The 22546-nt window shown below is 67.3% G+C and carries 20 protein-coding genes; 13 read left to right on the top strand and 7 right to left on the bottom strand.

The window, feature by feature from the left end; genetic code table 11:
- Positions 1–63 precede the first annotated feature (63 nt).
- Both Y958_RS14005 and Y958_RS14000 read right to left on the bottom strand, forming a co-directional pair.
- Positions 64–453: an NADH:ubiquinone oxidoreductase subunit NDUFA12 gene (locus tag Y958_RS14005; RefSeq protein WP_004272057.1), complete on the bottom strand. Its 390-nt coding sequence runs from the start codon at positions 451–453 to the stop codon at positions 64–66.
- A gap of 144 nt (positions 454–597) precedes the next feature.
- Positions 598–1611, bottom strand: coding sequence for a putative bifunctional lysylphosphatidylglycerol flippase/synthetase (locus Y958_RS14000; RefSeq protein ID WP_088872719.1), 1014 nt, complete (start codon positions 1609–1611; stop codon positions 598–600).
- 617 nt (positions 1612–2228) lie between these two features.
- Between Y958_RS14000 and Y958_RS13995 the strand changes: the two genes are divergently transcribed.
- On the top strand, positions 2229–5990 hold the full coding sequence (locus Y958_RS13995) for a vitamin B12-dependent ribonucleotide reductase (protein ID WP_088872718.1): 3762 nt from the start codon (positions 2229–2231) through the stop codon (positions 5988–5990).
- Between the two features lie 372 nt (positions 5991–6362).
- On the top strand, positions 6363–7139 hold the full coding sequence (locus Y958_RS31435; RefSeq protein WP_145727884.1) for a hypothetical protein: 777 nt from the start codon (positions 6363–6365) through the stop codon (positions 7137–7139).
- Between the two features lie 226 nt (positions 7140–7365).
- Here Y958_RS31435 and Y958_RS13990 read toward each other — a convergent pair whose 3' ends face one another.
- The 5 genes from Y958_RS13990 to Y958_RS13970 form a co-directional block, all read right to left on the bottom strand.
- Positions 7366–8268, bottom strand: a complete 903-nt coding sequence (locus Y958_RS13990) for an aldo/keto reductase (protein ID WP_088872717.1) — start codon at positions 8266–8268, stop codon at positions 7366–7368.
- A 38-nt stretch (positions 8269–8306) separates the two neighbouring features.
- Entirely contained in the window at positions 8307–8534 is a 228-nt protein-coding gene (locus Y958_RS13985; RefSeq protein ID WP_040847748.1) for a hypothetical protein, read from the bottom strand.
- A gap of 78 nt (positions 8535–8612) precedes the next feature.
- A complete protein-coding gene (locus tag Y958_RS13980; RefSeq protein ID WP_145727885.1) occupies positions 8613–9083 on the bottom strand; it encodes a hypothetical protein in 471 nt (156 codons plus the stop codon).
- A gap of 96 nt (positions 9084–9179) precedes the next feature.
- Positions 9180–9671: a hypothetical protein gene (locus Y958_RS13975; RefSeq protein ID WP_088872715.1), complete on the bottom strand. Its 492-nt coding sequence runs from the start codon at positions 9669–9671 to the stop codon at positions 9180–9182.
- A 79-nt stretch (positions 9672–9750) separates the two neighbouring features.
- Positions 9751–10671 (bottom strand): LysR family transcriptional regulator, encoded by a 921-nt coding sequence (locus Y958_RS13970; RefSeq protein WP_088872714.1) that lies wholly within the window; start codon positions 10669–10671, stop codon positions 9751–9753.
- Between the two features lie 137 nt (positions 10672–10808).
- On the opposite strand from Y958_RS13970, the gene Y958_RS13965 reads away from it, so the two are divergent.
- From Y958_RS13965 to Y958_RS13915, 11 genes are all read left to right on the top strand, one after another.
- Complete coding sequence (locus Y958_RS13965) at positions 10809–11927, top strand: class 1 fructose-bisphosphatase (RefSeq protein ID WP_004273406.1); 1119 nt, start codon at positions 10809–10811, stop codon at positions 11925–11927.
- A gap of 17 nt (positions 11928–11944) precedes the next feature.
- The gene (locus Y958_RS13960) at positions 11945–12820 is read left to right on the top strand and encodes a phosphoribulokinase (RefSeq protein WP_004273407.1); all 876 of its coding nucleotides are present in this window, start codon (positions 11945–11947) and stop codon (positions 12818–12820) included.
- A 15-nt stretch (positions 12821–12835) separates the two neighbouring features.
- Entirely contained in the window at positions 12836–14857 is a 2022-nt protein-coding gene (gene tkt, locus Y958_RS13955) for a transketolase (protein ID WP_088872713.1), read from the top strand.
- 13 nt (positions 14858–14870) lie between these two features.
- The gene (gene fba / locus Y958_RS13950) at positions 14871–15956 is read left to right on the top strand and encodes a class II fructose-bisphosphate aldolase (RefSeq protein WP_088872712.1); all 1086 of its coding nucleotides are present in this window, start codon (positions 14871–14873) and stop codon (positions 15954–15956) included.
- A gap of 139 nt (positions 15957–16095) precedes the next feature.
- Complete coding sequence (locus Y958_RS13945; RefSeq protein ID WP_088872711.1) at positions 16096–17553, top strand: form I ribulose bisphosphate carboxylase large subunit; 1458 nt, start codon at positions 16096–16098, stop codon at positions 17551–17553.
- Positions 17554–17570: 17 nt separating this feature from the next.
- Entirely contained in the window at positions 17571–17990 is a 420-nt protein-coding gene (locus Y958_RS13940; RefSeq protein ID WP_004273411.1) for a ribulose bisphosphate carboxylase small subunit, read from the top strand.
- Positions 17990–18970, top strand: coding sequence for a CbbX protein (gene cbbX / locus Y958_RS13935; RefSeq protein ID WP_244909512.1), 981 nt, complete (start codon positions 17990–17992; stop codon positions 18968–18970). The genes Y958_RS13940 and cbbX overlap by 1 nt, the downstream gene beginning before the upstream one ends.
- A complete protein-coding gene (gene rpe, locus Y958_RS13930) occupies positions 18967–19617 on the top strand; it encodes a ribulose-phosphate 3-epimerase (RefSeq protein WP_088872710.1) in 651 nt (216 codons plus the stop codon). The genes cbbX and rpe overlap by 4 nt, the downstream gene beginning before the upstream one ends.
- A gap of 61 nt (positions 19618–19678) precedes the next feature.
- Positions 19679–20914 carry a patatin-like phospholipase family protein gene (locus Y958_RS13925; RefSeq protein WP_088872709.1) on the top strand — a complete coding sequence of 412 codons (1236 nt, stop codon included), beginning with the start codon at positions 19679–19681 and terminating at the stop codon, positions 20912–20914.
- Between the two features lie 120 nt (positions 20915–21034).
- Positions 21035–22051 carry an SPFH domain-containing protein gene (locus Y958_RS13920; RefSeq protein WP_244909511.1) on the top strand — a complete coding sequence of 339 codons (1017 nt, stop codon included), beginning with the start codon at positions 21035–21037 and terminating at the stop codon, positions 22049–22051.
- Positions 22052–22082: 31 nt separating this feature from the next.
- On the top strand, positions 22083–22541 hold the full coding sequence (locus tag Y958_RS13915; protein ID WP_088872708.1) for an NfeD family protein: 459 nt from the start codon (positions 22083–22085) through the stop codon (positions 22539–22541).
- Positions 22542–22546: the final 5 nt, after the last annotated feature.

Raw genomic sequence — 22546 nt, 5'->3', positions numbered from 1 at the left:
TCACGATGTCGGGGCGGCGTCACCGTCGGCGATGCGCCGCGCATCCTGCAGGCCGGCGCCCCCTTACGCGGGGGTCCAGGGCTCGTAATCGCCGGTGGCGGCGGCGCGGTGGCCACCTTCGTAGGTGTGACCGGGCGGACGGTACGCGTCCACAGTGCCGGTCTGGTTGGCCTCGTGCGGCTTCACCCACGGCTTGTGATAGGCACTGTTCTCCGGCAGGGGCTGTTCCATGGAGTAGTGCAGCCAGCCGTGCCACTCGGCCGGGACGGCCGACGCCTCGGGCTCACCCGCGAACAGCACCCAGCGGCGCACCTTCATGCCCGGACGCGCCTTCTTTTCCCGGAAGTAACGGTTGCCGAACCGGTCGGTGCCCACCAGCTCACCCCGCCGGGAAATCAGCAGGCGGATCGACAGTTGGGACAGCCAGGTCAGGATGGAGATGCGTTGGGTCATGGGCCAAAACCAGAAAAGTGTGAACAGGGCCAAGCGCCTGGCAGCGGGCCCCCCGAAACGGACCGGCCGGACTATGGCAGTTTCGGCCCCCCGCGTCCATACGCTGAGGGGCCGCAGCCAGCGGGTAGCTCCCCCGCGTGACGTCTATTGGGATCGGCCGGCCTTGCGCGCCCGCCAGCGGCGCCAGGCGGCGACGGGGCCGTGGTCGGCGCGGATTTCCCAGGTCAGCAGCAGGATGCCAGCCAGGACCAGGGGCAGCACATAATACAGGAATCGATAGGCCAGCAGGGCGCCGATGGCGCCGCCGGCGGGACCGTGGTCGCGCAGGCCCAGCAGCAGGATGGTCTCGAACACGCCCAGTCCGCCCGGCACGTGGCTGACGATGGCGATGGCCAGGCCGGCGCAGAACAGGGCGGTGAACTCCATGAAGCCCACGCCCGTCTCCGGCGGCAGCAGGGTCCACAGGGCCGCCGCCGACAGCAGGATCTCCAGCGAGGCGATGACGATCTGCGACAGCATCACGCCCGACGACGGCAGGGCGAAGGACCAGCGCCACAGGCGCACGGGCTTGTGCGTCACCGCCGCCGCCACCGTCATGGCGCCCAGGCCCACCAGCACCAGGCCGGCGATGCCCTGCAGCAGCCAGGCCGGCAGGTTCAGCAAGCCCGCCCCCACCTCCGGCCCGATGGCCACGCCCAGGGCACCGGTGAAGGTGATGCCCAGGGTGAAGGTGGTGGTGGAGAAGACGACGATCTTGGCAATGTCCGCCGCCGACAGGCCGGCCACCGAATAGACGCGATAGCGCACGGACCCGCCGCTGATGACGGCGAAACCCACGTTGTTGGAGATGGCGTAGCCGGCGAAGCTGCCGAAGCCCACGGTGCGGTAGGGCAGCTTGATGCCCAGGTATTTCAGGGCGGAGACGTCGTAGAGCGTCATCACCAGGTAGGCGGAGGCGACCAAGCCCGCCGCCTGCGCCACCCGCGCCCAGGGCAGCAGCCGGACATAGGCCCAGACCTCCGCCGGGTGGAAATCGCGCGCGACATGGCGGATGGCCAGCACCACCAGGCCCACCAGCACCAGGGCGGTGACCAGGGTGGTCAGGCGCTTTATCCAGTTGGGCTTGGCCGCATCGCCGCCCACCGCCTTGTCATCCACCGCGCTTCCTTCCGCTTTTTCCCCCGCCGGGGGGCGCGCCGCCGGATCGATGACCACCGGGTGATGATAAGTCGGTCGGTCGGGGCGCTGGTCTGGGCTGCGCTCAGGGGGCATTCGGGACGGGGATTCTCAAAGACAAGGGGCCAAGACGCCGCACCACCTGCGGTGCCGGAGAGGCACCCTGCCATCTTCCAGGGGGGGTTGGAAACCCAAAAGCGCGGGGGCGCCCCGGGTGTTCCCGCCCCGCCGGGCGCACCACCCGGGAAGCGGGCGGCCGGACGCATTCTTCAGCTTGCGAACCAGGGTGAGCCAAAACCATGAAAGGCTCGGTTTCGTTGAAGAATCGCCCCCTGTACGAAGAGTCAACCACAACCGGTATGCACCTCCCCTTTAGAGACCACAAAATGTCGTTGATGGTCGAAACATGGTGGCATACGCTTCCCCGACATACAGCATCTAGGGGTGCTGTCGCGGCGTAGAGCACCGGGGACCAGCCCAGGTTTTGGGGTGGTTTTGCCTGTTTCCAGGACCCCAGGTCCGGACAACGATCTCCGGAATCGGCGCCCCCGCGACACCCACCCCACCATCGCGGCATTTCATTCGGGGGTCGGGGCACCATGCGCATCGAGAGACGGTTCACGGTCGACGGTCGGGACGCTTACGAGGGGATCGCCTTCCGCACGGCGACCAGCGAGATCCGCAACCCCGACGGCTCGGTGGTTTTCCAGGCCAAGGACATCCAGGTGCCGGCGGATTGGAGCCAGGTGGCCTGTGACATCCTGGCCCAGAAGTATTTCCGCCGCGCGGGCGTGCCCGCGCGCCTGAAGAAGGTGGAGGAGAACGACGTCCCCTCCTTCCTGTGGCGCCAGGTGGCCGACGAGGACGCGCTGGCCGATGTGCCCGCCAAGGAGCGGGTGGGTGGCGAGACCTCCGCCCGCCAGGTCTTCGACCGCCTGGCCGGCACCTGGGCCTATTGGGGCTGGAAGGGCGGCTATTTCGACAGCGAGGCCGACGCCAGCGCCTATTTCGACGAGATGCGCCACATGCTGGCCCGCCAGATGGCGGCCCCCAACAGCCCGCAGTGGTTCAACACCGGCCTGCACTGGGCCTATGGCATCGACGGCCCCGCCCAGGGCCATCACTACGTCGACTTCAAGACCGGCGAGCTGGTGGCCAGCAAGTCGGCCTATGAGCACCCGCAGCCCCACGCCTGCTTCATCCAGTCTGTCGCAGACGACCTGGTGAACGAGGGCGGCATCATGGACCTGTGGGTGCGTGAGGCCCGCCTGTTCAAGTACGGCTCCGGCACCGGTTCCAACTTCTCCCGCCTGCGCGGCGACGGCGAGCGGCTGGCCGGCGGCGGCAAGTCCTCCGGCCTGATGAGCTTCCTGAAGATCGGCGACCGCGCCGCCGGGGCCATCAAGTCGGGCGGCACCACCCGCCGCGCCGCCAAGATGGTGACGGTGGACCTGGACCACCCGGACATCGAGGCCTACATCGACTGGAAGGTGGTGGAGGAGCAGAAGGTCTGCGCCCTGGTGGCGGGATCCAAGCTGGCCAACAAGCATCTGAACGCCATCATGGCGGCGGCGACGGAAGGCATGGGCCCCGACGCCGATCGCCTGGACCCGACGAAGAACAAGGCGCTGAAGCGGGCCATCATCGACGCCCGCAAGGTCATGATCCCGGAAAACTACATCCAGCGGGTCATCCAGTTCGCCGGCCAGGGCTATACGGAGATGGAGTTCCAGACCTATGACACGGACTGGGATTCCAGCGCCTACCTGACCGTTTCCGGCCAGAACTCCAACAACTCCGTCCGCGTGCCCGACGCCTTCATCCGCGCGGTGAAGGAAGATGCCGACTGGAACCTGATCCGCCGCACCGACGGCAAGGTGGCCAAGACGCTGAAGGCCCGCGACCTGTGGGACAAGATCGGCCACGCCGCCTGGCAATCGGCCGACCCGGGCGTGCAGTACGACACCACCATCAACGACTGGCACACCTGCCCCGAGTCCGGTCGCATCAACGCGTCCAACCCCTGCTCGGAATACATGTTCCTGGACGACACGGCCTGCAACCTGGCGTCCCTGAACCTGATGGAGTTCCGCCGGGCCGACGGCTCGTTCGACACCGATGCCTTCCGCCACGCCTGCCGGCTGTGGACGGTGGCGCTGGAAATCTCGGTCCTCATGGCGCAGTTCCCCTCCAAGGAGATCGCGCGCCTGTCGTATGAGTATCGCACCCTGGGCCTGGGCTTCGCCAACGTCGGCGGCCTGCTGATGGCCGAGGGCGTTCCCTATGACAGCGCCGAGGGCCGGGCCATCTGCGGCGCCATCAGCGCCATCATGACCGGTGTGGCCTACGCCACCTCCGCCGAGATGGCGGGTGAGCTGGGCACCTTCCCCGGCTATGCCCCCAACGCCACGGCCATGCTGCGCGTCATCCGCAACCATCGCCGCGCCGCCTATGGCGCCGGGGAAGGGTACGAGGGCCTGTCGGTCACCCCGGTGCCGCTGGATGCCGAGGATTGCCCCGACCAGCGGCTGATCGTGGCCGCCCGCCGCGCCTGGGATGAGGCGTTGGAGCTGGGCCAGAAGCACGGCTACCGCAACGCCCAGGCCACCGTGGTCGCCCCCACCGGCACCATCGGCCTGGTCATGGACTGCGACACCACCGGCATCGAGCCGGACTTCGCCCTGGTGAAGTTCAAGAAGCTGGCCGGTGGCGGCTACTTCAAGATCATCAACCGCGTGGTGCCGGAGGCGCTGTCGCGCCTGGGCTATTCCGCGACGGACGTGGCCCGCATCGAGCGCTATGCCGTGGGCCACGGCACGCTGAAGGGCGCGCCGGGCGTGAACCACGAGACGCTGGCGGCCAAGGGCTTCGGCGCGGAACAGCTGGAGAAGCTGGAAGCGGGCCTGGCCAACGCCTTCGACATCAAGTTCGCCTTCAACAAGTGGACGCTGGGCGCCGACTTCCTGACCGGGGCGCTGGACGTGCCGGCGCACAAGCTGGAGGAATTCGGCTTCGACCTCTTGTCCCACCTGGGCTTCAGCAAAGCCGAGATTGAGGCCGCCAACGTCTACTGCTGCGGCGCCATGACCCTGGAGGGCGCGCCGGGCCTGAAGGCCGAGCATCTGCCGGTGTTCGACTGCGCCAGCCCGTGCGGGAAGATCGGCACGCGCTATCTGTCGGCGGAAAGCCACATCCGCATGATGGCGGCCTCACAACCCTTCATCTCCGGCGCGATATCCAAGACCATCAACATGCCCAACCACGCCACGGTGGAGGCGTGCAAGGACGCCTACATGCTGTCGTGGAGCCTGGGCCTGAAGGCCAACGCGCTCTACCGCGACGGCAGCAAGCTGTCCCAGCCGCTGAACGCCCAGGTGCTGGAGGAGGATGACGAGGATGAGGCCATCGCCGAGACCACGCTGGAAAAGGTGCTGGAGGCCCCGGCCGCCGTCCGCGTCGAGGTGGTGACCGAGCGCATCGTGGAAAAGGTGATCGAGAAGGTGGTGCGCGCCCAGCGCGAGCGCCTGCCCCACCGCCGCAAGGGCTACACCCAGAAGGCCACAGTGGGCGGCCACAAGGTCTACCTGCGCACTGGCGAGTATGAGGACGGCAAGCTGGGCGAAATCTTCATCGACATGCACAAGGAGGGTGCCGCCTTCCGCTCGCTGATGAACAACTTCGCCATCGCCATCAGCCTGGGCCTGCAGTACGGTGTGCCGCTGGAGGAGTATGTGGAGGCCTTCACCTTCACCCGCTTCGAGCCCGCCGGCATGGTGCAGGGCAACGACGCCATCAAGATGGCGACGTCCATCCTGGACTATGTGTTCCGGGAGCTGGCCATCAGCTATCTGTCGCGCACGGATCTCGCCCACGCCACGCCGGACGACATCCTGCCCGACACCATGGGCGGCGGCGTGAAGCAGAGCGACCTGCCCCCGCACGCGGCCGAGGTGGCGGAGGAGACGCTGAACGCGGTGGCCCGCATCACCTCCACCGGCTATGTGCGCAACAACCTGCCCAACCTGCGGGTTCTGCCCGGCGGCCAGGCCGGCCGCGCCGTCGCCGCCTTCCAGACGGCCACCGCGACCGCCACTGCCAGCGTCGAGACCCACGTGGCCACCGGCACCCACGGCGCGGCCCAGGCCTTCTCGGCCCTGAGCCGTGCGGAAAAGGTGGTGACCGGCACCAGCTACGGCGGCGCCGTCTCCGGCGGCGGCGACGCCCGCTGGGAACGCGTCAAGGAAGCCCGCGCCAAGGGCTACGAAGGCGACCCCTGCCCCGAATGCCAGAACATGACCCTGGTGCGCAACGGCACCTGCCTGAAGTGCGACACCTGCGGCAGCACGACGGGGTGCAGCTGAGGCGATGATGGGTCTCCCGCATCACCCGCGGAGGTGATGCGGGAAGTATAGTATGATTAGTGTGTTTCGGCTTGAATAGAATCGCCGGAGACACACTAATCTTTTGGTTTTGGTGCGATTCACGGCCCAGGAATATCATCTAAGCCGATTACATTCGGGAAATATGCGCGGGAAAAGCAATAATTAAACTCACCTCACGGCACCTAACTTAAAGCTGATGCCGTTTCTTACTTAAGACAATTCCAATTTGCTAAATATTTATTTGGAAACTTATTCACGAGGTTAAGCATGCCCGAGAAACCTCGGCGGAAGGACGTTAGGCCACCGCAAAAATGTATCTTTTGCCAAGGAGGCGGAACGTCGGGCAATAAAATGAGCGACGAACATCTCTGGTCAACTTGGTTAGCTCGCACTGGGCTTATTCCTTTGCTAAGTGAGCATGTCGAATTACGTGGAACAAAACCTAGGAACTCAAATCCGGTCATCAGTAAATTTGACAAGCAAGGTGGCGCACAAACCAAGAGAGTTAAAGTTGTTTGCACTAATTGCAATAATACGTGGATGAGCAGGAGAGAAAAAGACGTTAAGCCGTATTTAATTCCTCTCATTAAAGGAGAGAAAGCGGACTTAACCGAAATTGCACAGACAACGATTGCCCAATGGATTTTTATGAAAGTACTTGTTGCCGAGAATGACGTATACAGACATTACGCTCCCGATCCAATATTTAACCAAATTACCAGGGACTCTTTTCGAATTTCAGGCAAAATTCCTAAAGGAGTAAAAATTGGAATTGGCATCCACACCGGCGAAGAAAAATGGTCCTTAGGTTTTCAAAGACATGCAGCTGGCTTAATTTCTTCACCTACTCCACCAGAACCATCTTTTAATAATTTACGTCCTAAAAATATACAAACAGTTACCTGGGGGATCGGGAAGCTTATCATCTACTTTTCTGCCGTCCTTGACCCAGGAATGGAGCGCATCCTTACCTGGAATCCAGACTGGCCACTCATTCAAATCTGGCCGCGAAGTGTCTTGATCCGCCCCTGGCCGCCCACAAGAACCTTCCACCCGACCGCCATTGATAGGCTGGCGGCTGCTCTTGAGGAATTCATCTTCCACAACGATCCCATATGGATGGCCTGAACCACCGTAGCTATGGGAAAACAAATACGTTAATCTCTTTAAAGAAGTAATTGGCCATATTGTAGCTTTTTAGAGTTGGCCTTCACGCATCGAGGATCGATCAAATATTGATCATCCTTAAGGTGACGATACTTGCGTTATCATAATCAGCCGCGACCGAAATTTTGAGGCCCTCCTCGGATCTCCGAGGCCTCGTCATTTGAAACCGTCCAGGCCCCGCGCCCCCTCACGTCCATTCCGGGAACTGCGAGCGGCTCAAATCCAGCTTCGCGATCTGGCCCATCTCGTCGGCGTCCAGCTGGAAGTCAAAGATGGCCAGGTTCTCGCGCCGATGGGCCGGGTTGGAGGACCGGGGGATGGCGATCACCCCGCGCTGGTGGTGCCAGCGCAGCACCACCTGGGCGGCGGTCTTCCCGTGCGCGCGGCCGATGGCCTGCAGGGTGGGGTTGGTGAACAGGCCGTTGCGGCCCTCGGCGAAGGGGGCCCAGGCCTCCATGACGATGCCGGCGGCGGCCAGGGAGCCCAACGCAGTCGTCTCCTGAAAGAAGGGGTGGGTTTCCACCTGGTTGACGGCGGGCTTGACCGTGGCATGGGCCATCAGGCCGGCCAGTTGCGCGTCGTCGAAGTTGCTGACGCCGATCGCCCTGATCCGGCCCGCCTTGTGCAGTTCTTCCATGGCCCGCCAGGCGCCGGCGAGGTCGCCGCGCGGCCGGTGGATGAGGTAGAGGTCGAGATAGTCCAGGCCCAGCTTGTCCAGGGTGGTCTGGAAGGCGCGCTTGCCTGATTCATAGCCGGCGTCGTCCACCCAGATCTTGGAGGTGACGAACAGGGACTTGCGGTCGATGCCGCTGTCCCGGATGCCGGCACCGACCTCTTCCTCGTTGACATAGACCTTGGCGGTGTCGATCAGGCGGTAGCCGGCGGCGATGGCGTCCGCGACGCTGTGGCGGCACACATCGCCGCGCAAGCCATAGGTGCCGAAGCCCAGGGCCGGCATGGCCACCCCGCCGCCCAGCGGCACCGTGGGGATGGCGGGCGCCTCTGCGGCCAGGGCCCGGCGGGCGCCACCGAAAGCGAGCACGGTCGCGGCGGCGGCACCGCCGGCGAGCACGGTACGACGTCCCAGCATGATCAGATCCCTTTTTCCTTTTCTGTGGTGGCGGTCGTCTACAGGCCGCCGCCGACCACCGAACCGTCCTTGCGGCGGGACAGCTGCACCTGGCCGTCCACGCACTTCACATAGGTGGTCTTGCCGAGCACCAGCCCGTCGCAAATGATCACCAGGGCCCGGGGCAGGCCGCCGAACTCCTTGGAGCCGCGCGCGCCGGCGTTGTAGGTCTCAAGATAGGTCTTGAGCGCCGCTTTGCGGACGGGCTGGCCGTTCTGGTCGATCATCGGCGGTTCGGGCTCCCTCATGGAATTTGAGGAGATCATCGCCGAAAGAGGAGGCACGCCGCCAGCGTCATTTGCCCGTTACGGCAGCGGCAGGCAATCCGGGTTCAGCTTGTTGGCGGTCTTGCCGGTGTAAAGCTGGCCGTCCTTCAGGTAGACGGCACCGGTGAAGCTGTTGCTTTTCCACAGGGGCTGGCAGCTGGTGGTGCTGAGCACGAAGACCTTGCGGCCGCCGCCGGCGGAGGTGGTCACCAGCAGATGCTGGCCGTCGCTGTACAGCGTGCCCTCGATGGGGGCCACGGCGGCGTCGGCGGTGCAGGTGGTGCCGTCCTGGCCGGTGATGGTCAGCGGCCCCTTCCACGACTTGGCGCCCCCACCGGTGGCGGGGCCCAGGTCCAGGGTCAGGACATCGGCGCGGACTTTGCCCGACGCGGGTTCCACCGGCTGGTAGGGGCAGACCACGGGCAGGTGGCGCTGAGGGGCGGCCTGGGCCGTGGCGGCAACGACCAGCAAAGCGGCCAATGGGAGCAATGTTTGGGCGGGCTTGTTCATGGGGGGTGCGGTCCTTGGAATAGCCTGTCTGCCTAACAAGATCCGCTGCCTGGGCGCCGCCGCCACCTCCTCAGCCGGATTACCCCCTTGGGGAGCTCAAGGAAGATCAGTCTCCGGCAGGCAGCGCGGCCCCAGTTTCCAGGCCTTGCGGCCGGTGTGCAGGACCGTGGCCGTCAAGGCCACGTTGCCGGAGAAGGCGGGGCTTTTCCACAGCACGCGGCAGGTGGCGGCTTCGATGAAGAAGACCGTCTGCTGTTCATCCGCATAGGTCGTCATCACGAAGTTCTGGCCATCGGTGAAGAAGGGCCGCTGCAGCACGCCGGTGTGAAGGTCGGTGATGCAATAGCTGCGGTCCGGCCGCGTCATGATGATGGGACCGCGCCAGGTCTCCGGCGTCCTGGGATTGTCGCCCGGCCCCAAATCCAGGGTGACCCAGCCCATGCGCATACGGCTGGGGCCGGGTTCGAAGGGCTGGTAATTGCAGGCCGGCACGCCCTCGGCCGGAGCGCGCGCGGCCGCCGGCCGGGTGGCCGGAAGACACAGGGTCGACAGGCACAGGGCAAGGATGGAAAGACGGCTGATCCGCATGGCTGGGCGGCTCCTGCCCGCCCCATCAAGATCTGAACGCGTTGCCCGTCCCTGCGCAAGGGACCCTAAAGAGTATGCGTCACGCGATGGGCTTCACGCTGGGCAGGAATTCCCGGCCCCGTTCCACCAGGAATGCTTTAACGGCCGCCGCTGCCGGCGCCAGGCGCTTGTCCGACCGCTTGGCCAAGAACCATTGGCGCACAATGGGCAGGCCTTCCACATCCAGGGGCGCCAGGCGGCCGCTTTCCAGTTCCGCGGCGATGGTGTGGGCGGAGATGAAGGACAGGCCCAGGCCGGCCATCACCGCCTGCTTTACCGTCTCATTGCTGCCCACCTCCATGCTGATGGGGGGGTGCAGGTCGGCCTGGGCGAAGAACCATTCCATCAGCATGCGGGTACCGGACCCCACCTCGCGCACCAGGAAGGTCTCATGCGCGAATTCCGCCAGCTTCAGGTGGCGGCGCCCCACCAGCGGGTGGTGCGGTGGGGCGATCATGATGTGCGGATGGTCGCCGATGGCATGCATGTCCACCTGCAAATCCCGGGGCGGGCGGCCCATGATGGCGATATCGATGCTGTCAGCCTTCAGCGCCGCGATGATGTCCTCGCGGTTGCCCACCATCAGCGACAGTTCGATCTGAGGGTATTCGGCGCGGAAGGCGCCCAGGGCGTAGGGCGCGAAGTACTTGGCGGTGCTGACCACCCCCACCGCCACCCGGCCGCCGGACAGGTTGCGCAGCGCCTCCATGGCGGCGGCGCAGTTGTGCAGTTCCGCCTCGATGCGGGTCGCCGTCTCGATGACCTCGCGCCCCGCGTCGGTGGGTTTGAAGCGCTCGCCCAGCCGGTCCAGCAGCGGCACGCCCAGCAGATCCTCCAGCGCCTGCACCTGCATGGTGACGGCCGGCGGCGTCACGTGCAGGCGCTTGGCCGCCGCCGTCACCGAACCCGTCTCCGCCACCGCCGCCAGGGCGCGCAGCTGCTTCAGCGTCACGTTACGCATAGGCCCTCCCGGCACGCTTTCAGAAAAACTGAACGTGAAGCTAAGTTTATTCGAATTTTCTAACAAGGCAATCGTCCGCACACTCCTTTCAAGAACGATACGGGGACTGGGAACCCGGCTCACAACGGGAGGACATCATGGCGGACGCCACGACTTTGGCACGGCATCTGGTAGCCTGGAGCAATGCTGCGCATAACGGCGCGGCCCATCGGCGGGCGGACGTGGTCCGCACCATCCTGGCCCTGGCCGACGCCGGCCTGGCCATCGCCGATCTGGTGGCTATGGGCCCCTTGGCGGGCGAGATGGCGGCGGTGCGCGGCGAAAGCAACGGCGACACCCAGAAGGAACTGGATCTCAGGGCCCACGACATCGTCATCGACCGCCTGGCCGGCGCCCCGGTGGCGGTGGTGGGGTCGGAGGAGGCGGACGCCCCCGTCCTGCTGGATCCCGCGGGCACGCTGGCGGTCGCCATCGATCCCCTGGACGGGTCCAGCAACATCGAAACCAACGTCTCGGTCGGCACCATCTTCTCTATTCTGGGTGTGGAGGATGCCGACGATCCGGCGGCGGCGCTGCTGCAACCCGGGCACCGCCAACTGGCGGCGGGCTTCCTGGTCTACGGGCCGCAAACCGCCCTGGTCCTGACCCTGGGATCGGGCACCGAGATTTTCTTCCTGGATAAGCGGCCGGTGGCGCCCGTGGTGTCGGTGCAGGCGGGCAATGGCTGGGCCGCCCCGCCGCCGCCCACGCCGAAGGCGGAATTCGTCCGCATGACCGGGCCTGTCGCGGTGGCGGCGGAAACGAAGGAATTCGCCATCAACGCGTCGAACCAGCGGCACTGGGCGCCCAGCATCCGCACCTATGTCGACGATTGCCTGGCGGGGTCGGACGGGCCGCGGGCCAAGAACTACAACATGCGCTGGATCGCGTCCCTGGTGGCCGACGCCTTCCGCATCCTGCGCCGGGGCGGGGTCTACCTCTACCCCACCGACGAGCGTCCGGGATATCGCAGCGGCCGCCTGCGCCTGGTCTATGAGGCCAACCCCATCGCCCTGATCATCGAGCAGGCCGGCGGGGCCGCCACAGACGGGCAGACCCGCATCCTGGATCTGACGCCCGGCCACCTGCATGAGCGTACCGCCCTGGTCTTCGGGTCCCGCGCCGAGGTGGAGCGGGTGGCCAACCACCATGCCGCCCCGCCCCTCCTGGCCGATCGCGCACCCCTGTTCGGGCAGCGCGGCCTGCTGCGCGCCTGACGGAAGGGGTCCAGACCATGTCCATCCGCCATCCCATCATTTCCGTCACCGGTTCGTCCGGGGCCGGCACCACCTCGGTCCGGCAGATTTTCGAGCACGTCTTCCGGCGCGAGGGGGTGAACGCCGTCTGCATCGATGGCGACGCCTATCACCGCTATGACCGCGCCCAGATGAAGCAGGCCATCGCGCAGGCCGACAAGGACGGCGACCACCATTTCAGCCATTTCGGCCCCCACGCCAATCTGCTGGGCGAGTTGCAGGAGCTGTTCCGGCGCTATGGCGACGACGGCACGGGCCGCACCCGCCACTATGTCCACGACGCGGGCGAAGCGGAACACTATGGCTGCCCCCCCGGCACCTTTACCCCCTGGGAGGATCTGCCAGGCCCCAGCGACCTGCTGTTCTATGAGGGCCTTCACGGCGCGGTGGTGGCCGACGGCTATGACATCGCCGGCCATGCGGACCTCAAGATCGGCGTCGTGCCGGTGATCAACCTGGAATGGATCCAGAAGATCCACCGCGACCGCACCGCGCGGGGTTACAGCACCGAAGACGTCATGACCACCATCCTGCGGCGCATGCCGGATTACGTCCGCTATATCTGCCCGCAGTTCACCCAGACGGACATCAATTTCCAGCGGGTGCCCACGGTCGACACCTCCAACCCCTTCATCGCGCGGTGGATACCGACCCCGGACGAATCCATCGTCGTCATCCGCTTCCGCAACCCGCGCGGCATCGACTTCCCCTACCTGCTGTCCATGATCGCCGGCAGCTTCATGTCGCGCGCCAATTCCATCGTCATCCCGGGCGGCAAGCTCGACCTGGCCATGCAGCTGATCCTGACGCCGCTGATCCTGCAGCTGGTCGAACGCAAGCGCCGCGCCGGTTGAAGGAGGGACACCGCCATGACCCCCACCCTATCCCTGCGCCAAGTCGAAAGCGCCGAGCCTGACACCACCCCTGATCTGGCCGAGATGGCCAACGCCGTGCGCATGCTGGCGGTGGCGGGGGTGGAGGCGGCGAAGTCCGGCCACCCCGGCATGCCCATGGGCATGGCCGACGTCGCCACCGTGCTGTTCAGCCGGGTGATGCGCATCGATCCCGCCCGCCCCGACTGGCCCGACCGCGACCGCTTCGTCCTGTCGGCCGGCCACGGCAGCATGCTGCAATACGCCCTGCATCATCTGCTGGGCTATGCCGACATGCCCATCGAGGAGCTGAAGCGCTTCCGCCAGCTGGGCTCCAAGGCGGCGGGCCATCCGGAATACGGCCATGCGGCCGGCATCGAGACCACCACCGGCCCCCTGGGCCAGGGCATCACCACCGCCGTGGGCATGGCGCTGGCGGAGCGGCACCTGAACGCCCGCTTCGGCGACGCCCTGGTCGACCACCGCACCTATGTCATCGCCGGCGACGGCTGCCTGATGGAGGGCATCAGCCAGGAGGCCATCGACCTGGCCGGCCATCTGAAGCTGTCCCGCCTGGTGGTGCTGTGGGACGACAACGGCATTTCCATCGACGGGTCTACCACCCTGTCCACCGGCACGGACCAGCTGGCGCGCGTCAAAGCCTCCGGCTGGGCGGTGGAACGGGTGGACGCCTACGACCATGAAGCCATCGAGGCGGCCCTGAACCGGGCCCGGGCCAGCGACCGCCCCACCCTGATCGCCTGCCGCAGCGTCATCGGCTATGGCGCCCCCACCAAGGCCGGCACCTGCGGCGTCCACGGCGCCCCCCTGGGCATGGAGGAGGCGCAGGCCACGGCACAGGCCCTGGGCTGGGACAGCCCGCCCTTCACCGTGCCGGACGACATCCGGGACTCCTGGCGTGCCGTGGGCCGGGCGGGACGGCAAGCCCGCGAGGCCTGGGAACGGCGTCTGGCCGCCCATCCCGCCCGCGCCGACTTCTGGCGCGTCATGGCGACGGAACCGGGGGCGGACGTGGTCGACGCCTTGGCCGCCTACCGGCAGGAACTGGCGGAGTCCCGGCCCAAGATGGCCACGCGCAAGGCTTCGCAGCTGGTGCTGGGCGTGGTGAACGCCGCCACCGACCTGACCGTGGGCGGATCCGCCGACCTGACCCATTCCAACCTGACCCAGACCAAGGGAATGGATGTGATGAACGCCGGCCACTATGCCGGGCGCTACATCCATTACGGCATCCGCGAGCATGCCATGACCGCGGTGATGAACGGCCTGGCCCTGCATGGCGGCGTCATCCCCTACGGGGGCACCTTCCTGGTGTTTTCCGACTATGCCCGGGGCGCCATCCGCCTGTCGGCACTGATGGGCGTGCGCGTCATCCATGTGCTGACCCACGACAGCATCGGCCTGGGGGAGGACGGACCCACCCACCAGCCGGTGGAGCACCTGGCCATGCTGCGGGCGACACCCAACCTGCACGTCTTCCGCCCCGCCGACGCGGTGGAGACGGCGGAGTGCTGGGAACTGGCACTGACCAGTCCCGGCACGCCGTCGGCCCTGTGCCTGTCGCGCCAGGACCTGCCCACCCTGCGCCGGGACGCCTCCTGGAACCGCAGCGCCACCGGCGCCTACATCCTGCGCGAAACCCCCGGCCCGCGCGACGCCACCCTGCTGGCGACGGGATCAGAGGTGGCGCTGGCGGTGGAGGCGGCGGAGCGCTTGGCCGAAGAGGGCATCGCCACCGCCGTGGTGTCCATGCCCTGCTGGGAACTGTTCGAGCGGCAGGCGCCCGCCAACCGCGCCATCGTCCTGGGTAATGCCCCGCGCGTCGGGGTGGAGGCGGCGGTGCGCTTCGGCTGGGACCGCTGGCTGGGCGACCAGGGCGCCTTCATCGGGATGGGGGGCTTCGGCGCCTCCGCCCCCGCGCCGGACCTCTACCGCCATTTCGGCATCACCGTCGACGCCATCATGGCCGCCGTCCGCGCCCGCGTCGCCCACGCTTAAGGAGCGCTACACAATGGCTCGTATAACCCTTCGTCAGCTACTGGACCACGCGGCGGAACGCGATTACGGCGTGCCCGCCTTCAACATCAACAACATGGAACAGGGCCTGGCGGTCATGGAGGCCGCCGCCCAGGTGGACGCCCCCGTCATCCTGCAGGCCAGCCGGGGCGCCCGGTCCTATGCCGGCGACCTCATGCTGGCCCATATGATCGACGCGCTGGAGGCGCTCTACCCCACCATCCCGCTGTGCCTGCACCAGGACCACGGCAACAGCGAGGCCACCTGCCTGACGGCCCTGCAGCACGGCTTCACCTCCGTCATGATGGACGGGTCGCTGATGGCCGACGCCAAGACGCCGGCGCCCTACGCGTACAACGTCGACATCACCCGCCGCGTGGCGGAAGCCGCCCATTGGGTGGGCGCCTCGGTCGAGGGGGAGCTGGGCGTGCTGGGCAGCCTGGAGACCGGCCAGGGCGAGGCGGAAGATGGCCACGGCGCCGAGGGCGTGCTGTCGCTGGACCAGCTGTGCACCGATCCCGACCAGGCGCTGGACTTCGTCGCCGCCACCCGCGTGGACGCCCTGGCCATCGCCATGGGCACCTCGCACGGCGCCTATAAATTCTCGCGCCAGCCGGACGGCGACATCCTGGCCATGGACGTGGTGGAGGCCATCCATGAGCGGCTGTCCAACACCCATCTGGTGATGCACGGCAGCTCCTCCGTGCCGCAGGAATTGCAGGATCTGTTCAACGCTTATGGCGGCCGCATGCCCCGCACCTGGGGCGTGCCGGTGGACGAGATCGTGCGCGGCATCCGCTTCGGCGTGCGCAAGATCAACATCGACACCGACTGCCGCCTGGCCATGGCGGTGCAGTTCCGCAAGACGGCGACCGAGAACCCGGCGGAGTTCGACCCGCGCAAGTTCCTGAAGCCGGCCATGGACGCCATGAAGGCGCTGTGCCGCGACCGCTTCGAACAATTCGGCGCCGCCGGCAACGCCAGCCGCATCACGCCCCTGCCCATGGCCGCCATGGCCAAGCGCTACGCCACCGGCGCGCTGGACCCGCACCTGGGCAGCACACCGGTCGCGGCCGAATAACACCACCACCGCCCCGCCACGCACCTCAACCCTAGGCCCCGACCGGGGCCGCCGGAGATTTCCGGGGAGCGTCAGCGGACTGGAAATCGAGGATAGCCAAGGGGCGGATGCCCCGCCGGCGCTTGAGGAGGACAGGAACATGAACGCGATCGACAAGCGGGACCGCCGCGACCGTTACGCCGCCGGGGTCATGAAGTACCAAGACATGGGCTACTGGCAACCGGACTACGTGCCCAAGGACACGGACGTCATCGCCGTCTTCCGCATCACGCCACAGGATGGGGTGGATCCCATCGAGGCGGCGGCGGCCGTGGCCGGCGAGTCCTCCACCGCCACCTGGACGGTGGTGTGGACCGACCGGCTGACGGCCTGCGACAAGTATCGCGCCAAGGCGCACAGGGTGGAACCGGTGCCCGGATCGCCCGAGAGCTGGTTCGCCTACATCGCCTATGACATCGATCTTTTCGAACCCGGATCGATCGCCAATCTGACGGCATCCATCATCGGCAACGTCTTCGGCTTCAAGCCGCTGAAGGCCCTGCGGCTGGAGGACATGCGCCTGCCGGTGGCCTATGTGAAGACCTTCGACGGGCCGCCCACCGGCATCGTTGTGGAGCGGGAACGGCTGGACAAGTTCGGCCGCCCCCTGCTGGGCGCCACAGTGAAGCCCAAGCTGGGCCTGTCGGGGCGCAACTACGGCCGCGTGGTCTATGAGGCGCTGAAGGGCGGCCTGGACTTCACCAAGGATGACGAGAACATCAATTCCCAGCCCTTCATGCACTGGCGCGACCGCTTCCTCTATTGCATGGAGGCGGTGAACCGCGCCCAGGCGGTGACGGGCGAGATCAAGGGCACCTACCTGAACGTGACCGCCGCCACCATGGAGGACATGTACGAGCGGGCGGAGTTCGCCAAATCCATCGGCTCGTGCATCGTCATGATCGACCTGGTCATCGGCTACACCGCCATCCAGTCCATGTCCAAATGGGCGCGGCGCAACGACATGGTGCTGCACCTGCACCGCGCGGGGCATTCCACCTACACCCGGCAGAAGAGCCACGGCGTGTCCTTCCGCGTCATCGCCAAGTGGATGCGGCTGGCGGGGGTGGACCACATCCACGCCGGCACGGTGGTGGGCAAGCTGGAGGGCGACCCCGCCACCACCAAGGGCTATTACGACATTTGCCGCGAGGACTTCCTGCCCCAGCGGCTGGAGAACGGCATCTTCTTCGACCAGTCCTTCGCCTCGCTGCGCAAGACCATGCCGGTGGCCTCGGGCGGCATCCATGCCGGGCAGATGCACCAGCTGCTGGACCTCTTTGGCGATGACGTGGTGCTGCAGTTCGGCGGCGGCACCATCGGCCACCCCATGGGCATCCAGGCTGGCGCCACCGCCAACCGGGTGGCGCTGGAGGCCATGGTGCTGGCCCGCAACGAGGGCCGCGACATCGTCAACGAAGGCCCGGACATCCTGGCCGCCGCCAGCCGCCACTGCACGCCCCTGCGCCAGGCCTTGGACGTCTGGAAGGACGTGACCTTCAACTACACCTCGACCGACGCGCCGGACTTTGTGCCGACCGCCAGCGTTGCTGGCTAAGGATAAGGAGACTTAAGATGCGCCTCACCCAAGGAACCTTCTCCTTCCTGCCCGACCTGACGGACGAGCAGATCACGGCCCAGGTGCAGTACTGCATCGACCAGGGCTGGGCGGTGAATATCGAGTTCACCGACGACCCGCACCCCCGCAACACCTATTGGGACATGTGGGGCCTGCCCATGTTCGACATCCGCGACGCCGCCGGCGTCATGGGCGAGCTGGCGTCCTGCCGCAAGGTCTACGGCGACCGCTACATCCGCATCTCCGGCTTCGACGCCAGCCACGGGTGGGAGAGCGTGCGCCTGTCCTTCATCGTCAACCGGCCCGCCAACGAGCCCGGCTTCGCCCTGGAACGCCAGGAAAGCGACGGCCGGCGCGTCCGCTACACCACTCGGTCCTACGCCACCCAGCTGCCGGAAGGGGAGCGGTATTCGTGATGGCCGCGACCCTCATGGCAATCTCGCCGGACGCCGCCGACGTGGCGCCGGCGGCCCCTGGGGCGGCCCCGGGGGCGGCCCCAGGAGCGGTGGATCTGCGCGCGGATTTCGAGGCCTCCGGCCTGCCGGAAATCTTCGACCAGTTGGACCAGGAGATGGTGGGCTTGGCCCCCATCAAGCGGCGGCTGCGCGAAATCGCGGCCCTGCTGCTGGTGGACAGGGCGCGCCAGCGCTTCGGCCTGGCGGTGGGCGCCCCCACCCTGCACATGAGCTTCACCGGCAACCCCGGCACGGGCAAGACCACCCTGGCACTGAAGATGGCGGCCATCCTGCACCGGCTGGGCTATGTCCGGCGCGGGCACCTGGTGACCGTCACCCGCGATGATCTGGTGGGCCAATACATCGGCCACACAGCGCCCAAGACCAAGGAGGTGCTGAAGCGCGCCGCCGGCGGCGTGCTGTTCATCGATGAGGCCTACTACCTCTACCGCCCGGAGAACGAGCGCGACTATGGCCAGGAATCCATCGAGATCCTGCTGCAGGTCATGGAGAACCAGCGCGACGACCTGGTGGTCATCCTGGCCGGCTATGCCGACCGCATGGACCGCTTCTTCCAGGCCAACCCCGGCTTCCGCTCCCGCGTCGCCCACCACATCGACTTCCCCGACTATGGCGAAGAAGAACTGCTGGAAATCGGGGAGCGGCAGCTGGAGGCCATGAACTACCGCCTTAGCCCCCAGGCCAAGGCGGTGTTCGCCCAGTATATCGCTCTGCGCCGGGGCCAGCCGCATTTCGCCAACGGCCGGTCCATCCGCAACGCCCTGGACCGCGCCCGCCTGCGCCAGGCCAGCCGCCTGTTCCAGCGGGACGACGGCCCCCTGTCGGTGGACGACCTGACGGTGATCGAGGCGGAGGACATCCTGGCCAGCCGGGTGTTCGCTGGCACGCCGGATAGCCAGGTGGGGGAAGCCCCGTCATGACCCAACCCCTGATCGCCCCCAGCATCCTGTCCGCCGACTTCGCCAGCCTGGGCGCCGAGGTGCGCGCCATCACGGCGGCGGGGGCCGACTACATCCATGTCGACGTCATGGACGGCCATTTCGTGCCCAACCTGACCATCGGTCCCGCCGTGGTGAAAGCCCTGCGTCCCCACACCGACCGCCCCTTCGACGTGCATCTGATGATCAGCCCGGTCGATCCCTACCTGGAGGCCTTCGCCGAGGCCGGGGCCGACATCATCACCGTGCAGGCAGAGGCCACCACCCACCTGGACCGCACGCTGGAACGCATCCGCGCCTTGGGCAAAAAGGCCGGCGTGGCGCTGAACCCGTCCACGCCGGAAAGCGCCGTGGCCTATGTGCTGGACCGGCTGGACCTGGTGCTGGTCATGACGGTGAACCCCGGCTTCGGCGGCCAATCCTTCATCCCCGCCATGATCCCCAAGATTCAGGCCCTGCGCGCCATGATCGGCCGGCGGCCCATCCAGATCGAAGTCGACGGCGGCGTGAATCCGGAGACGGCCCGCCTGTGCGTGCAGGCGGGGGCGGAGGTGCTGGTGGCGGGTTCGGCCGTTTTCCAGGGCGGGGTGGGGCGCTATCAGGCCAACATCGCGGCGCTGCGCGGCTAAGTGGCACTAGCCCATTCCCCTCAAAACCGCGTAGAGGTGCGCGGGGTTGAGGGAGGGAACCATGTCCTATCGCATCCTGACGCTGGACGGCGGCGGCCCCTGGGCCCTGCTGGAGGCCATGGTTCTGGCCGATCTGTACGGCAGCGATACGCCGGGCCACGACATCCTGGCGGAATTCGACCTGGCGGCCGGCACCTCGGCCGGGGCCATCGTGCTGGGCGGGCTGATCAAGAACCTGACACCGGCCCAAATCCTGGACATGTTCGTCGATGATACGCGGCGGGGCACCCTGTTCGTGAAGGTCGATGGGCTGGACAGGCTGGTGGCCGACCTGGACCTGGGCCCGCAGTACAGCACCCAGGGCAAGCTGGCCGGCCTGACCGCCATGCTGGACGACCCCGGCCTGGCGCCGCCCACTCCCGCCACGGTCGATGGCCAGGCGCGCCCCCTGGCCCTGTCGGCCTGCCCCATGGCCCGCCTGCCGCTGCCCCTGGCGCGGCGGGGCGTCGTGCCGGTGAAGGTGTTCATCCCCGCCTTCGACTACGCCCAGCGCCGGGCCATGACCTTCCGCAGCTATGCCGGCCTGGCCACGGCGGTGACGGAGCCGCAGGCCTCCACCGCGCCCCTGGCGGAGGTCATCAACGCCAGCAGCACCGCGCCCGTGGCCTTCTTCGACGAACCCGCCCGGTGCGACGGGCGCCTGTACTGGGACGGCGGCGTGACAGGCTGCAACAACCCGGTGATGCTGGCGGTGATGGAGGCGCTGGCGCAACCCGGCGGCGACACCGACCTTAAAATCCTGAGTCTCGGCAGCGGCACCACCCGCCACGCGCCGGTGACCAGCACCAGCCAGCCGCCGGACGAGCTGGCCGAACCGGTGGGGATGCGCGGCACCCTGGGCGACCTGTCGCTGCTGGCCCAGACCACCCTGGACGATCCGCCGGACACCGCCAGCCTGGAGGCCCATATCCTGACCCAGCGGCTGGCGGGCCGGGACCCCGCCGCCCCGGGTGGGCTGGTGCGCCTGAACGTCTCCGTCCAGCCGGTACTGGACAGCGGGGTGTGGAAGGCGCCGCCGGGCCTAGCCGACGGGCGCTTTGTCCAGGTGGCGGCCCTGCCGGCCGATGCGGTGGCTCCGGCGCAGATCGCCCTGATCCAGCAGCTGGGACGCGACTGGATGGCGGGCGACGTCCCGAACCAACCCCTGATCACCCGCCTGCCGCAGCTGGATTGCGTGCTGGGCGACGGCACCTATGCCGAGGCCAAGGCGCGGTGGGTCGCCCTTACCCAGGAGTAAACGCCACAACCAGAAAGATAAAAGATCGGGTGGCGGCACCCGCGCTGTGGCATGATGGCGGGGCAGAGCGGGGCGGCCGTTCCGGCGGCGGCACCCGCGCCCACAAGCGGGAGAGACGCCTTGTCGCCCTTCGGCGTGTTCATCCTGGCCGTTCTGGCCTTCGCCATCGTCCTGGTCTACAGCAGCATCAAGACCGTGCCCCAGGGCATGGAATACACGGTGGAACGGTTCGGGCGGTATACCCGCACCCTGAAGCCGGGCCTGGCCATCATCGTGCCCTTCGTCGACCGCATCGGCGCCCGCCAGACCATGCAGGAGGTGGTGCTGGACGTGCCGTCGCAGGAGATCATCACCAAGGACAACGCGATGGTGACGGTGGACGGCGTGCTGTTCTTCCAGGTGCTGGACGCCGCCAAGGCCAGCTATGAGGTGCGCAACCTGGACCGCGCCGTCCTGAACCTGACCATGACCAACCTGCGCACGGTCATGGGCTCCATGGATTTGGATGAGCTGCTGTCGCAGCGCGACGCCATCAACGCCCGCCTACTGACCGTGGTCGACGCCGCCACCCACCCCTGGGGCGTGAAAATCACCCGCGTGGAAATCCGCGACATCCAGCCGCCGCGCGACCTGGTGGACAGCATGGCCCGCCAGATGAAGGCGGAGCGGGAACGCCGCGCCCTGATCCTGGAGGCCGAGGGCCAACGCCAGTCCGCCATCCTGCGGGCGGAGGGTGAGAAGCAATCCGCCATCCTGCAGGCCGAGGGCAAGAAAGAGGCCGCCTTCCGCGAGGCCGAGGCCCGCGTGCGCCTGGCCGAGGCGGAGGCCACCGCCACCCGCGTGGTGTCCGAGGCCATTGCCGGCGGCAGCGTCCAGGCCGTGAACTACTTCATCGCCCAGCGCTATGTCGACGCGCTGAAGGGCTTCGCCGCCAGCCCCAATCAGAAGATCCTGTTCATGCCCATGGAATCGACCGGCATCCTGGGCGCCCTGGGCGGTATCGCCGAACTGGCCAAGGACAGCTTCGCCGGCGTGCCGGCCAACCGCCCGGCCCCGCCGCCCCGCCGTGGGGATCCACCGGCCGCCGGCGGGCAGCTGCAGCCCGGCGACAGTCCCTGGTCCACCCCCGGCCGCTGACCCCCGGCCGCTGACGCGGAGAAAGGACATCATGCCCGACTTCACCGCCTGGACGCCCCACGCCTGGCATTGGTGGGCGGCTGGCGTCGCCCTGGCGCTGGTGGAAATGGTGACCCCCGGCTTTGGCCTGCTGTGGCTGGGCGTGGCGGCGGTGCTGGTGGGCACGGCGCTGTTCCTGTTCCCCGCCTTGGCCCTGGCCGGGCAGGCGGTGCTGTTCGCCGTGCTGGCCGCCGGCCTGCTGCTGGCCACCCGCCGCTGGCTGGGTGGCGGCCGGATCGAGGAAGCACCCGCCGGCCCGCCCCTGAACGCCCGCGCCAGCCAGTATGTCGGCCGCGTCCTGACGCTGGAAACGCCCATCACCAACGGCCAGGGCCGCGCCCGCCTGGACGACGGCGCCTGGATCGTCTACGGCCCCGACGGCCTGGCCGCCGGGGCGACCGTGCGCGTGGTGGGCGTGGACGGCACGGCGCTGAGGGTGGAGGCGGCGTAGGCGCG

Source organism: Nitrospirillum viridazoti CBAmc (assembly GCF_000730165.1).
Classification (GTDB): domain Bacteria; phylum Pseudomonadota; class Alphaproteobacteria; order Azospirillales; family Azospirillaceae; genus Nitrospirillum; species Nitrospirillum viridazoti.
The sequence above is the reverse complement of the archived record's forward strand: the minus strand, read 5'-3'. Positions and strand labels throughout refer to the sequence as shown.